Here is a 13,672-nt window from a genome sequence, read left to right as displayed (position 1 = left end):
GCATCTTTACCATTTACACCATCAGCAACGTTAGTAATGACTTTATTACCTGCATTGATGCCATCTTTGGTAATGCTTGCACCATCTTTAATGGTCACACCTTTGTCGTTTAATACCGTGTCACCAGTGGTGATGCTGTCGAACTTCGCATCTTTCAACAATTCAACTTTGATACCATCTGCTGTGGTACGGGTAATCACGTTCTCACCGCTAGTCTTGTCTTCTGCTGTCGCAGCATCAGCGCCACCCACAATGTTTAGCTTCTCACCCAAGTTACGATGAACGTCAGCACCTGAATTACCTGCAAAGTTCAAGCCTTTGTTTTCCAACTCAGTCTTGGTGTTGTCAATCTTGCTGTTTAGCTCAGTTTTAGTATTGTTAATTTGATTACCTAAATCAGTTTTAGCATCATTCAGATTTTTATTGGTATCTGCAATTTGATTGCCCAAATCAGTTTTGGTGTTATCAATTTTCTGATCCAGATTGGTAATGTTTTGCGCATTCTCATTCACACGAGAATCAACATGTTTAAGCTGACGGACCGTCACGGCATCTGAGTCAGCAGCACCATCTTCAACATTGGTAATACGGCGTTCTTTACCCTCAGAGCCAACAGAGATCACACCATTTGACATTGATGCATCACGATTTGTGAGGAACGAGTTACCTGTTGCTTCTGTCGCAACCGCATCTTGCCCTAATGCCACACTGTTTTCTGCTTCAACCCGGCTGCGTGCACCTAATGCAACACCACCGGCAACCAGAGATTGCGCACCTTGACCAACAGCTACTGCATTTTCTTGGTCAGCTACAGCACCACCACCAATCGCAGCAGAGTTTTTGCCTGACGCTTTGGCACCACCACCAATCGCAGCAGCATTTTCATTGGTCGCTTCAGCACCTTTACCAACAGCAGCAGCATTGTCTCCAGTCGCTTTGGCATTACTACCAATTGCAGCTGCGCCATGACCTGTTGCCGTCGCACCCTCACCTGGTTTATTACCAGAACCGATTGCAGTTGAATTAGTCCCAGAAGCAAGGGAGTTAATACCCATTGCAGATGCACCGTCACCAGTTGCTTGCGCAACAGCACCAAATGCAGCAGCCCCTTTACCAGATGCATTCGACATGACACCAAAAGCAGATGACGCATCACCTGTCGCTTTAGAGGTCATACCAAATGCTGATGAAAATGCACCTGTACCAACCGCCTGTGTACCAACTGCGGTTGAACCATGATTCGCTTCGGTGGTTGGATAACGCCCCGCTTTTAATGTACCGCCTGTGATATCTGTATATGTTTTGCTTAACTCAGCATCTTGCGCAATTTTATCAACATCATCCCCACCAATCGCAACAGATGAGTTACCGCGTGCAACAACATCCGCACCGATTGCAATTGATTGATCACCGATTGCTTTAGTTTGATCACCAATCGCGATTGACTGGTTGCTATATCCAGGTGCGGTCCCCGTCGCGCCTCTTGTTGAAGCGTTACGGCCAATCGACACATCACCACTACCGACAGTTTCACTTGCACTACCTACAGAAACAGCACCCGTACCCGCACTTCTTGCACTTGAACCAACAGCAACAGACTCAGAGCCTGCTGACGTTGTATTCACACCAACTGCAATTGAGTTACGGCCTTTCGCACCATCATTTTCGAAGTTGCCACCTTGTACGCCATTATCATTCACACTGACATAATGAGTACGTGCTGCTTTTAACTGACCTACTGTTGCTGCATCAGAATCTACAGCACCATCAGCAACATTTTGGATTCGACGTTCAGCACCTACATCACCGACCGATAAAACACCTGTTGGTGCAGTTTGTTTAGTTAAGAAACTTTCGCCAGTTGCCTGTGTTGCTTTTGAGTCTTTACCTAAAGCAATACTATTTTCAGCTTCTGAACGAGCCCCCTTACCAACAGCAACTCCACCAGCAAAAGTCGCTTCTGCCTGATCACCAATTACAACAGCCTCGTCTTTATTGGCTTTAGCGCCAGTTCCAATCGCAACCGATTTTTTACCTGTAGAAGATGAAAATGCACCGATCGCCAAAGAGTTTTCTTGGGTTGCAACCGCACCACCACCAAAAGCAATTGAATCTTTACCTGTCGCTTTGGTTGCCATATTCGGTTGATATTCCGCTCCAGCTTGACCCGCTACAGAACCCGCATTTTCAATATCTGGAGAACCAATTGCAATTGAGCGATAACCTTCTGCTGTTGCAGAATGACCAATGGCCAAAGAACCTTTACCTGTTGCTGCTGCTACATTACCAATTGCCTGAGCAAAATCAGCAGTTGCTGCTGACTGACGACCAATTGCAAGAGAGGTATTTCCTTTTGACAATGCGGCTGTACCAATTGCAACACCTGCGATATCCGTAGTCGTCGCATAAGAACCAATTGCCGTACCAAAATTATTTTGAGTTGTCGCCCCAGTTCCTAAACTAATCGAACCGCCTTGTTTTTGTGCCCCAGCAAATGCACCCGTTGAATTGTTATATGGGTTTTGACGATTCGCAATATTTGAAATACCTGTGCCTTGAGTTTGTGCACCACAACCGATTGCAATATCCCGAGTTCCAGATGTATTTGCCACACCTTCACGACATTGCGTATTTGTTCCTGAAATGGATGTTCCAGATCCTGAACCACCATCAGTCCCCTGCGCAGCAAATGCAGAAGGAGAAAAACTAATTGCACCCACTAAAACTGCAGCAGACAAATTGAGAACTTTTGATTTGGTTTTTGTTTTGCTTTTTGCAAGTTCAGAGGTTGCAACCCATGCGCCAATCGATGCATTCCAAACCACTTTATATACTTTATTCATAAAAATTCTCAGATAATTACTGCAGTTATTGATGGTCTAAAAATGCCAATCAGCATTTTTAGTTTCGGCGCCAAAAAAGAGCCGCGGATGCTAATAAAACCAAGTAAATTGGTAAAGAATGAATAAGCATTATTATTGATAATATGAGACATATTTCTCATATTTAATAAAAAAACATTAAAATAAATATATGATTTAAATAATAAAAAGCATAAATTGTTTTATTTTGTTCTTCTTTTGTTTTATTTTATAAAGAACGTGAAAAATAGAATAAAAACTCTATAATAAAATAATAAATAATATTCAATACCTCAAACACTCATTAATTATTGGAATAAATTATTAAAATTAAATTATTTAGAATAAATACAGATTAATATTTAAGTTTTTAATTTCACTTAAAAATCCTGAAAAAGCTTCGTTTAGAATTCAGCGAATAAATCGGTTATCATTGCTTTACCTCAAAACAGTTTTTTCAAAGCTTATGAGCCAGACACTAAACTCATTAAGAAAACAGCTCCGTTTAAAAAGAAGACAACTTTCCCATTACCAACAAAAGAAGGCTGAACAACGGGTTTTAGTTCAACTTCGACAATTCTCTCGATTTAAATCCGCATCAAAAATTGGACTCTATTTACATGCCTTTGGCGAAGTACATACCCACAAACTTTTAAAGCTTTGTTTTCAGCAAAACAAACAAGTTTATTTACCCATGATTTGCAATATGAATCAGCATTTAGTCTGGGTAAGCGTGAGTTCAAGACAATATTTAAATAGACGCTTTTCCCATCACCCCCTCGGGATGAAAGAGCCGATGGCGAGTCGTGGAAAACATGTTTCTCACTTGGATCTACTCATCATGCCATTATTGGCCTGTGATCATTTAGGAACACGAGTCGGTATGGGAGGCGGTTATTATGATCGTACGTTATCTACAGCCAAACATCGTCCCTATCGTCTCGGTCTTGCCCATGCATTTCAATATGTGGAGGGCCCCCTCCTCAGACAAAAATGGGATCAACCCTTGCATGCCTTACTCAGCCCTAAAAAGTTTTATTATTTCAGGTCTTAGCAGATTATTTTTCTTATTTCTGCAATGAATCTTGAGTAATTTAGTCTTTTTTTTATATTTTCTACCCCTACCCCCTTGTATTTTTTGAAATGCACATCACTATAAAAAACATGGCAACACCGTTGTCACTCATTAGGAGTGCCCATGTCTGAATATATTTTAAATAATGAAACAAGCTTAGAGCCACAGGTTCCAAGTGTATTACCACTATTAGCGTTACGTGATGTTGTGGTTTATCCTCACATGCAAATCGCGCTATTCGTGGGTCGTGAAAAATCGATCAATGCAGTGGATGTGGCTCGTAACAGTGACAATTTAGTATTTGTAGTTGCGCAAAAAGATTCGCTCACAGAAGAAATTGATCACGACAACCTCTATCAATATGGAACTGTGGCTAAAATCGTACAAGTTGTGAATCATGAAAATGATGAAAACTGCATTAAAGTACTGATTGAAGGCCTACATCGTTCTAAGCTTGAACGCATTATTGATGGCGAAGAATACTTAACAGCTGAACATCATTTAAGCCCAATGACATTGCCTTTGGACCAAGAGACCCAAGAGACTCGCTTAAATGAATTACGTACCCTATTCGCTCAATATGCAGAAGCGAAGCTACGTAATGCACGTGAACTCGTTGCAGCAGCAAATAAAATCGAAGACTTATTGCAATTGATGTTCTTCGTTGCAACTCGTGTACCTTTAAATATTGAAGTGAAACAAAAGTTTTTAGAACACGACGAGTTTGAAGCTCACTTGCAAGAGTTAATGAGCTATTTGATGAATCAATCTGCTGAACAGCAAATTGAGCAAACACTGCATGACAGCGTAAAACGTCAAATGGAAAAGAACCAACGTGAATACTTTCTAAATGAAAAAATGAAAGTCATTCAACGTGAACTTTCCGATATGAATGGCGGTGCCGAAGATGACGTTGCCGAAATTGAAAAACGTCTTGCTGAAGCCGATTTACCTGAGCACGTACGCAAAAAAGCTGAAGCTGAGTTTCGTAAGCTGAAAGCAATGCAACCAGCTTCAAGTGAAGCGGCTGTTGTACGCAACTATCTAGAAGTGATTTTAGATACGCCTTGGAATAAAGCCAGCAAAGTCAGTATTAACCTTGCGAAAGCACAGGAAATTCTGGATACAGATCACTACGGCTTAGATGACGTTAAAGATCGTATTGTTGAATACTTGGCAGTTCAGTCTCGTGTGAAAAAACTCAAAGGTCCGATCCTCTGTTTAGTCGGTCCTCCAGGTGTTGGTAAAACATCACTTGGTGAATCGGTTGCCAAAGCAACGGGGCGTGAGTTTGTTCGTATGGCATTGGGTGGTGTACGCGACGAAGCTGAAATCCGTGGTCACCGTCGTACTTATATCGGTGCGATGCCAGGTAAAATTGTGCAGTCGCTAACGAAAGTTGGGGTTAAAAACCCATTGTTCTTGCTCGACGAAATCGACAAGATGGCACAAGACTACCGTGGTGATCCAGCATCAGCATTGCTTGAAGTACTTGATCCATCACAAAACAGTAAGTTCAACGATCACTATTTAGATCTTGACCTTGACCTTTCAGAAGTGATGTTCATTTGTACTGCCAACAGCATGAATATTCCTGAGGCTTTACTGGATCGTATGGAAGTCATTCGTCTACCGGGTTATACCGAAGATGAAAAAGTGAATATTGCTGAACGCTACCTTGTTCCGAAAGCAATCAAGAACAATGGCTTACGTACAAAAGAATTGACTGTTCATGAAGAAGCAATCCGTGACATCGTACAACGTTATACACGTGAAGCAGGTGTCCGTAGCTTAGAACGTGAAGTTTCTAAAATTGCACGTAAAGTTGTGAAAGAAGCGGTCAGCAAAAAGTCTAAAAACTTACAGATTGACGTTACTTCAGCCAATCTTCCAGAATACTTAGGTCCACATAAGTTTGACTTCGGTATTGCAGAAGATGAAGCACAAGTAGGTCGTGTCAATGGTTTGGCTTGGACCTCTGTGGGCGGTGAATTACTCACCATTGAAGTTGCAGCAGTCAAAGGTAAAGGCAAATTCATTACCACAGGTTCACTTGGTGATGTAATGAAGGAGTCGATTACCGCTGCAATGACTGTGGTACGTACTCGTGCTGATGAATTGGGAATTGAATCATCACGTTTTGAAGAAACGGATGTCCACGTTCACTTACCTGAAGGTGCAACACCAAAAGATGGTCCATCTGCTGGTTTAGCACTGACCACTGCCCTTGTATCGGCATTTACAGGTATTCCGATTCGTCCAGACATTGCCATGACCGGTGAAACCAGTCTTGGTGGTCGCGCGATGCGTATTGGTGGCTTGAAAGAGAAACTTCTTGCAGCTCACCGTGGTGGAATCAAACTGGTGTTTATTCCACAAGATAACGTCCGTGATTTGGCTGAGATCCCTGACAATGTCAAAGAAGGATTAGAAATCAAAGCAGTGAAAAGCATTGATGAAATCCTGCCTTTGGCCTTGACAGATACACCTAAGCCTTTGCCAAAGACACCGATTGTGAAACCAGTCGAAGATGCGAAAGCAGCACGTCACTAATCTGTAAATGATTGGAAATAAAAGAGAGCTTCGGCTCTCTTTTTTTGTTACACAATTCGGTTGAAAAATAACCAATATCTTGCATAATAAAATAGAGTCGATAAAAACAAAGGCTAAATTTGACTCTGCACTCATTTTAGCGTCATCCGAACTCCAGACGGATGACACTTTGATCGCAGCTCATACGCATTTTGAGCTGCGTTTTTTATGACTAGGCTACCACTGCTTGTTGTATTTTTTATGACTAGATAAACCATACTTACCTGCATGCGACAAAGAACAGGGTTTATAATAGGGTTCATTTCCTCAATCAACGACACCCTATGAAAATTCGCATTCTCACCATTGGTCAAAAAATGCCTGCTTGGGTGTTAACTGGATTTGAAGACTATTTCAAGCGTATTCAGCCCTTTGTACAAACGCAGGTAATCGAACTTCCAATGGCAAAACGTGGCAAGAATGATTCTGAAGCAGATATTTTAAAATACTGTCAAATTGAAGGCGACAGCATTCTAAATGTACTCAAGCCCAATGAAACATTGATTGCTTTAGAAGTCGGTGGTCGCGAACTCAGTACAGAAAAATTAGCCGACACGATGAAACAATGGATGCTTGAAGGCAATGATATTGCGATTGCGATTGGTGGTCCAGATGGACATTCCGATGCTGTTCGCAAAGCAGCGGCATGGCATTGGTCATTATCAAAGCTGACCATGCCACATCCAATGGTGCGTATTTTATTGATTGAGCAACTTTATCGCGCGATGACCATTAATCACAACCATCCCTATCATCGGGCTTAAAACTGTTCTAATTTTAGAACAACATGTTGAAACTTAAGGGCTGTCATATTGATACCCATTTTGTCAGGATAGGCTTATATTCCTTCTTAGGTAGTTATTTATGGATCTGCAAACTTTACCCGGATTATTTATCTCACATGGTTCACCCATGCTTGCGCTTGATCCAGAACAAGTGGGTCCAGCACTTCATCGCTTGGGGAATAATTTACCTAAACCTCAAGCCATTGTGGTGATGTCGGCACACTGGGAAAGCCAAGCCCTAGAGGTCAATACATCAACTCGACCACAAACTTGGCACGACTTCCGTGGTTTTCCACCTGAGCTATATGACATTCGTTATCCCGCAGCTGGTGCACCAAAACTGGCAGAAGAAATTCTTAAACGATTTGCCGAAGCGGGGATTACTGCACATGCAAATAGTACCCGTCCACGTGATCATGGCGTATGGATGCCACTGTTGCATATGTACCCAGATGCAGATATCCCTGTGATTGAGATTTCACTGCCGATTCAAATGAATGCAGATGAAATCTATAAAATTGGACAGGTTCTTTCTCCATTACGTGAGCAACAAATTCTGTTGATCGGTTCAGGCAGCATCACTCACAATCTTGCTGAATTATCATGGCAAGCAGATGCCGACGTGCCAACTTGGGCCAGCACTTTCCGCAATACAGTGGTCAGTAAACTGACCCATCAAGATTATGATGCGGTACTAGACTGGCCAACGCTTCCTTACAACCAACGTAACCATCCAACACTAGAGCATCTTGCCCCACTCTTTTTCGCTATGGGCACAGGTCATCGCTTCAACGTTGTACACAGTAGCTTCTCGATGGGTTCTTTGGGCATGGATATTTATCGCTTTGATTAAATATCCAACTAAATCACATTAAAATAAATTAGGCTTGCTCAAAATAGCGGCAAGCCTATAAATCTACTATATTTTTCCAAAATTTTACAAATAGAAACATTTAACAAACTTAATTGCTAAAAGGATGACATGTTCTCTTTTTAAGAATACTTTAAGCTTATGTCTGTTATTTACTTATCGTTGTTTTGAATATGAAAATCAAATATTTAGTTCTTGCATTACTTCCGCTTTCTTTAATGGCGTGCCAAACTGTGCAAAATGTAACTGATAATGTAATTTCTCAAATTAATACAACTGCTGCAAAAAATTTAACTGAATATAATTGGACTTATCAAGGTTCTAAGGCATCTAAGCCTTTAGTTTTATCTTTTAATAGCGATCAGAAACTTGCGATCCAAACGGGTTGTAATAACCAAGGCGGTACTTGGGCTGTTGAAGGCAACAAGATTGTAACCTCTCCGCTTGTATCGACGATGATGGCTTGTGCTGACGATTTAATGCAGCAAGAACGCTTATCTGCTGACATTTTCAGCGAGAAAAAAGTACCATTTGAAATCAGCACAGTGAATGGCCAAGCCATCTTGACTGTGACAGATAGTAAAGGTCAAAAACATGTATTTACAGGTGCAAAAGTGACGAATAGCAACGTGTTAACCAATTACACTTGGTCATATCAACCTGCTGATACCAAACGTCCAATCGTATTAAGCTTCTTAGCCAATGATCGCTTATCTGTAGATACAGGTTGTAACCGCTTAAATACATCTTGGAAAATTGAAAATGGTTTGATCGCGACAGGTGATGGTGCATCAACCATGATGGCTTGTGAACCAGCATTAATGGCGCAAGAAAAATTCGCAGGTGATCTGCTACAAAAACGTCAAATTGCGTTTGAAGTAAATGCCACGAATCCAGAGCAACCAACACTAGTGATTGCTGATGCGAAAGGTCAAAAATATACTTTCGTTGGTAAAATGACCCCTGAAGCAAAATACCAATCTGAAGGTAAAACTGTTTTCTTAGAAATTTCACCTGAAACTAAGTCTTGCACAGGTGTTGCACCACAAACTTGTATGCAAGTTCGTGAAGTCAAATATGATGACAAAGGTTTAAAAACTTACGCAGATAAAAACTGGTCATTGTACTACGGTCAAATCGAAGGTTTTGAGCACAACCCACAACAACGTGTGATTGTACGTGTTAAACGTTTTGACATTAAAAACCCAGCTGCTGACCAATCAAGCATTGCAGACGTACTCGATATGGTTGTTGAACAAGAGATTGTAAAAAAACCATAATTTCGTACTATACATAAAAAAATCCGATGCTTTGTCATCGGATTTTTTTATGGGAAATTCCTCTTTCTGAGAGAGGAATTTCATAAGATTTTTAATAAATGCCCTGCGCAAGAATGGCATCGGCAACTTTTACAAAACCTGCAATATTTGCCCCATCCACATAATTAATCGAGCCATCTTCCTGGGTTCCATATTTCACACAGTTACGATGAATTTCTTTCATAATCGCATGTAAGCGCTCATCAACCTGTTCAAATGACCAGCCCAAACGATTAGCATTTTGCGACATTTCTAAACCAGAGGTTGCCACCCCACCCGCATTGGAAGCTTTACCTGGTGCATATAGAATTTTCGCCGCAACAAATTTTTCAACAGCCTCAAGTGTAGATGGCATATTAGCTCCCTCTGCGACGCAGATTACGCCATTTGATAATAGGGTTACTGCATCTTCAGCATTGAGCTCATTTTGTGTTGCACAAGGTAATGCGATATCCACAGGAATATGCCATGGCGTTTGACCTTCAAAATATTCAAAACCATGCTTTGATGCGAATTCTGACATACGACCACGCTTGATGTTTTTCAGCTCCATCACTTCATCAAGCAAGGCTTTGCTAAAACCATTCTTTAAATAAACCGTACCATTTGAATCTGACAGAGTAACGACTTTGGCGCCTAAGAACATGGCCTTTTCTGCTGCATATTGTGCAACATTACCCGAACCTGAAATCGATACGGTTTTATTGGCAAAGCTATCGCCACGGGTTTTTAGCATTTCTTCAGCAAAATATACCGTGCCATAGCCTGTCGCTTCTGGACGAGCCAATGAACCACCAAAAGAAATCCCTTTACCTGTAAATACGCAAGATGTGTCGTTACTTAACTTCTTCATCATCCCAGTCATGTAGCCCACTTCACGGCCACCCACTCCGATATCTCCTGCTGGAATATCTGTATTCGAACCGAGATGGCGATATAGCTCAAGCATTAAGGCTTGGCAGAAGCGCATAATTTCTGCTTCAGATTTACCTTTAGGATCAAAATCTGAGCCGCCTTTACCTCCACCCATCGGTAAAGTCGTTAGCGCATTTTTAAAAGTTTGTTCAAAGCCTAAAAACTTTAAAATGGACAAATTCACAGAAGGATGGAAACGCATTCCCCCTTTGTATGGACCAATTGCAGAATTGTATTGAACGCGGAAACCACGATTGACATGAGTCTGTCCTTGATCATCCATCCATGAGACACGGAACTGAATAGCGCGCTCAGGTTCAACCAGTCGCTCTAACAAACCATATTGTGCATATTTAGGATTTTTCTGAATGAATGGCCACAAGCTGGTCATCACTTCTTCGACCGCTTGTAAAAATTCAGGTTGATATGGATCTCTAGCTTTAACATAATCCAGAAAGTCATTTAAGCTATCGTATTTCAACATACATCCCCCGAGTCTATGGTTTATCTTGGTGCGAAAAATGCACCAAAATAGAATTTTGCATCTATTAAATACAGATTACTATTTCATCACAATATTATTTTTATACTTAACTTTTTTTATCAATTAAAATCATTACCTTAAATCAAAAAATGTTCGTTATTTATATAATAAATACAAGTAAAAGCATCCGAATGCATAACAGAACTTCATTTTAAAATAGGAAAATAGACTAATTTACACACAAAAATGCACTAAAAAATTTCATCATTAGCACCATTTTTAAGCAAAAAAAACACCTGAGTAATTTACATCTTTTTAGATTGCTTAGCCGCGTTAAAGCTTTATTTGCTATACTAAGCTCCCTGTTTTTGCTTCACTGTCGATACATGTCCCCAACTGCACAACACGCGCTTATTGTCCAAATCGACCAACTGTTACCACAAACGCAATGTGGTTTATGTGGGCATCGTGATGGCTGCTTACCTTATGCAAAATCAATTGCAGAAGGCGAAGAAGCTAATAAATGTGTGCCTGGTGGACAACCGGTTGCAGATGCACTGGCAGTCTTGTTAGAACGCCCCCAACTAAAAGCTGAACCTAGTGTTTGGGAGGTTCAACTTGATGGTCGACCACAACGCATCAAAGCAGTGATTCGAGAAGATGAATGTATTGGCTGTACCAAATGTATTAGTGCCTGCCCTGTCGATGCCATCATCGGTAGTGGCAAATTGATGCACAGTATTTTAACAGACCTATGCACTGGTTGTGAGTTATGCATTCCACCTTGTCCAGTCGATTGCATTGATCTAGTTGAAGATACCAAACCTTTACCCACAGCAACACAACGTACCGTCGAACAGGATGATTTAAGACATCGTTATTACGCTCATATCCAACGCGAAGAAAAACGTCGCTTGAGCCGTAAGGGGCCCATTGTCCGTGCAGAAATTGATATTGAGTTCTTTGCTCAATTCTCACAATCGCAAAACAATGTGCCAGTGATTACGCTAGCAGACAAACCCAAAGAAAGTCCCGCACTGGATGCAAAAACCACAATTGAACTTGCCAAGTTACGCACTCAAATTAAAAAGCTTGAAAAACAGCTTAGCGTCCGTGCTGATGAATCCAAACAAGTACAGTTGCTTGCTTTACAACAACGTTTAAATGAATTGCAGGACATCTAAATGCCCGTAAAGAATATGACCAAAAAGCAGATTCAGACTTTTTTTGAACGTTTACGTGAACAGAGACCGAATCCTCAGACCGAGCTGAACTACTCCTCTCCTTTTGAGCTCCTGATCGCTGTATTGCTTTCTGCTCAAGCAACTGATGTGAGCGTGAATAAAGCCACCGATAAACTCTATCCTGTTGCCAATACCGCTCAAGCCATTTTAGACCTTGGAATTGATGGTTTAAAATCATATATCAAGACCATTGGCCTTTATAATTCTAAAGCTGAAAACGTGATTAAAACCTGCCAAATTCTGGTGGATCAATATCAAGGCCAAATTCCAGAAACACGTAAAGAGCTAGAGGCCTTACCAGGTGTTGGACGTAAAACGGCGAACGTGGTACTCAATACGGCCTTTGGTCATCCGACCATGGCAGTCGACACTCATATTTTCCGTGTGGGTAATCGTACTGGTCTTGCAGTTGGAAAAAATGTTGTAGAAGTAGAAGATCGTCTGATTAAAGTGATCCCGAAAGAATTTATAATTGATGCCCATCACTGGCTGATCCTGCATGGACGTTATTGCTGTATTGCGCGTAAACCAAAGTGTGGTGAATGCATTGTTTCCGATGTCTGCAACTGGCCCGATCGATTTGAGTTTGGCGCCACTAAAGCCATCGCAATAAAAAACCTCAGTTAGTCCTGAGGTTTTTTTTGCTGCTGCAGTTTTGGATGCAGTTGGCGTGCTTTTCCATTTTTTCTATTTTCCAAAGCTTGCTGCTGTTGTACATGGCGCAGCATTCTCTGGCTTTGATACAATAAAAATAATAATAAAACGATGCTGAAAATTACAACTAAAATCAAAACAACTTTTAGTAGCATAAGCCTTCTCCAAATAAAAAGAGCCCTATCTCCAGAGCTCTTTTAAAATCAGCAACTTAAATTATTTATCTAAAATTGCAAATAAATCAGCTTGAACATTTTCAATTGGACGTAAACCATCTAACTTGTCATAGGTCGGGGCATTTTCGCCAGACGCTGCACGACCTTGATAGAAGCCAACCAATTGCTCAGTTTCGCTGTGGTAAGAGCCAAGACGCTTACGAATCGTTTCTTCTTGATCATCTGGACGTTGAACAAGGTCTTCACCTGTTTCATCATCTTTACCTTCCACTTTTGGTGGGTTGTAAACGATGTGATAAACACGACCCGATGCTGGGTGTTGACGACGACCAGAAAGACGTTGCACGATTTCTTCGTCAGGTACAGCAATCTCAATCACGTGATCAATGCTAATTCCAGCTGTTTCTAATGCTTCAGCTTGTGGAATCGTGCGTGGAAAACCGTCAAAGATACAACCATTTTCACAGTCAGGCTGAGCAATACGTTCTTTAACCAAGCCAATAATCAGCTCATCAGAGACCAAACCACCTGACTCCATGACGCTTTTCGCTTTTAAGCCAAGTTCAGTACCTTCACGAATTGCAGCACGGAGCATATCACCGGTTGAAATTTGTGGGATATTGTAGCGCTTACAGATCAACTGAGCTTGAGTACCTTTGCCTGCCCCAGGTGGTCCGAGTAAAATAATGCGCATAA

General features: G+C 41.2%; 11 protein-coding genes. 7 read left to right on the top strand and 4 right to left on the bottom strand.

Translation table 11 applies throughout. The features are described 5' to 3' along the window. Positions 1-2,843 (bottom strand): ESPR-type extended signal peptide-containing protein (locus F993_RS18455; protein ID WP_004652152.1); only part of this gene is annotated, 2,843 nt, incomplete at its 3' end. A gap of 484 nt (positions 2,844-3,327) precedes the next feature. On the opposite strand from F993_RS18455, the gene F993_RS18460 reads away from it, so the two are divergent. The 5 genes from F993_RS18460 (at position 3,328) to F993_RS18480 (ending at position 9,464) form a co-directional block, all read left to right on the top strand. Beyond that, a complete protein-coding gene (locus F993_RS18460) occupies positions 3,328-3,915 on the top strand; it encodes a 5-formyltetrahydrofolate cyclo-ligase (protein WP_004652151.1) in 588 nt (195 codons plus the stop codon). Positions 3,916-4,059: 144 nt separating this feature from the next. Then, positions 4,060-6,489: an endopeptidase La gene (gene lon, locus F993_RS18465; RefSeq protein ID WP_004652150.1), complete on the top strand. Its 2,430-nt coding sequence runs from the start codon at positions 4,060-4,062 to the stop codon at positions 6,487-6,489. 323 nt (positions 6,490-6,812) lie between these two features. After that, positions 6,813-7,292 (top strand): 23S rRNA (pseudouridine(1915)-N(3))-methyltransferase RlmH, encoded by a 480-nt coding sequence (gene rlmH / locus F993_RS18470; RefSeq protein ID WP_004652149.1) that lies wholly within the window; start codon positions 6,813-6,815, stop codon positions 7,290-7,292. Between the two features lie 100 nt (positions 7,293-7,392). After that, the gene (locus F993_RS18475) at positions 7,393-8,166 is read left to right on the top strand and encodes a DODA-type extradiol aromatic ring-opening family dioxygenase (RefSeq protein WP_004652148.1); all 774 of its coding nucleotides are present in this window, start codon (positions 7,393-7,395) and stop codon (positions 8,164-8,166) included. A 191-nt stretch (positions 8,167-8,357) separates the two neighbouring features. After that, positions 8,358-9,464 (top strand): META and DUF4377 domain-containing protein, encoded by a 1,107-nt coding sequence (locus tag F993_RS18480; RefSeq protein WP_004652146.1) that lies wholly within the window; start codon positions 8,358-8,360, stop codon positions 9,462-9,464. A gap of 91 nt (positions 9,465-9,555) precedes the next feature. Here F993_RS18480 and gdhA read toward each other — a convergent pair whose 3' ends face one another. After that, positions 9,556-10,902: an NADP-specific glutamate dehydrogenase gene (gene gdhA, locus F993_RS18485; RefSeq protein WP_004652145.1), complete on the bottom strand. Its 1,347-nt coding sequence runs from the start codon at positions 10,900-10,902 to the stop codon at positions 9,556-9,558. Between the two features lie 350 nt (positions 10,903-11,252). Here gdhA and F993_RS18490 point away from each other — a divergent pair, with 350 nt between their 5' ends. Both F993_RS18490 and nth read left to right on the top strand, forming a co-directional pair. Next, positions 11,253-12,086, top strand: a complete 834-nt coding sequence (locus F993_RS18490) for an RnfABCDGE type electron transport complex subunit B (protein WP_081401961.1) — start codon at positions 11,253-11,255, stop codon at positions 12,084-12,086. Continuing rightward, entirely contained in the window at positions 12,087-12,773 is a 687-nt protein-coding gene (gene nth, locus F993_RS18495; protein WP_004652143.1) for an endonuclease III, read from the top strand. Here nth and F993_RS18500 read toward each other — a convergent pair. Both F993_RS18500 and adk read right to left on the bottom strand, forming a co-directional pair. After that, entirely contained in the window at positions 12,770-12,955 is a 186-nt protein-coding gene (locus tag F993_RS18500) for a hypothetical protein (protein WP_004652142.1), read from the bottom strand. The two genes, nth and F993_RS18500, sit on opposite strands and share 4 nt — an antisense overlap. Positions 12,956-13,016: 61 nt before the next feature. Then, the gene (gene adk, locus F993_RS18505) at positions 13,017-13,670 is read right to left on the bottom strand and encodes an adenylate kinase (protein ID WP_004652141.1); all 654 of its coding nucleotides are present in this window, start codon (positions 13,668-13,670) and stop codon (positions 13,017-13,019) included. Positions 13,671-13,672: the final 2 nt, after the last annotated feature.

It is taken from the genome of Acinetobacter proteolyticus (genome assembly GCF_000367945.1).
Taxonomy (GTDB): domain Bacteria; phylum Pseudomonadota; class Gammaproteobacteria; order Pseudomonadales; family Moraxellaceae; genus Acinetobacter; species Acinetobacter proteolyticus.
The sequence above is the reverse complement of the archived record's forward strand: the minus strand, read 5'-3'. Positions and strand labels throughout refer to the sequence as shown.

Bases quoted from the DNA above. Each gene is read 5' to 3' on its own strand.
- F993_RS18480 (WP_004652146.1), top strand. From the start codon at position 8,358: ATGAAAATCAAATATTTAGTTCTTGCATTACTTCCGCTTTCTTTAATG.
- adk (WP_004652141.1), bottom strand. From the start codon at position 13,670: ATGCGCATTATTTTACTCGGACCACCTGGGGCAGGCAAAGGTACTCAA.
- lon (WP_004652150.1), top strand. From the start codon at position 4,060: ATGTCTGAATATATTTTAAATAATGAAACAAGCTTAGAGCCACAGGTT.
- F993_RS18500 (WP_004652142.1), bottom strand. From the start codon at position 12,955: ATGCTACTAAAAGTTGTTTTGATTTTAGTTGTAATTTTCAGCATCGTT.
- gdhA (WP_004652145.1), bottom strand. From the start codon at position 10,902: ATGTTGAAATACGATAGCTTAAATGACTTTCTGGATTATGTTAAAGCT.
- F993_RS18475 (WP_004652148.1), top strand. From the start codon at position 7,393: ATGGATCTGCAAACTTTACCCGGATTATTTATCTCACATGGTTCACCC.
- nth (WP_004652143.1), top strand. From the start codon at position 12,087: ATGCCCGTAAAGAATATGACCAAAAAGCAGATTCAGACTTTTTTTGAA.
- rlmH (WP_004652149.1), top strand. From the start codon at position 6,813: ATGAAAATTCGCATTCTCACCATTGGTCAAAAAATGCCTGCTTGGGTG.
- F993_RS18460 (WP_004652151.1), top strand. From the start codon at position 3,328: ATGAGCCAGACACTAAACTCATTAAGAAAACAGCTCCGTTTAAAAAGA.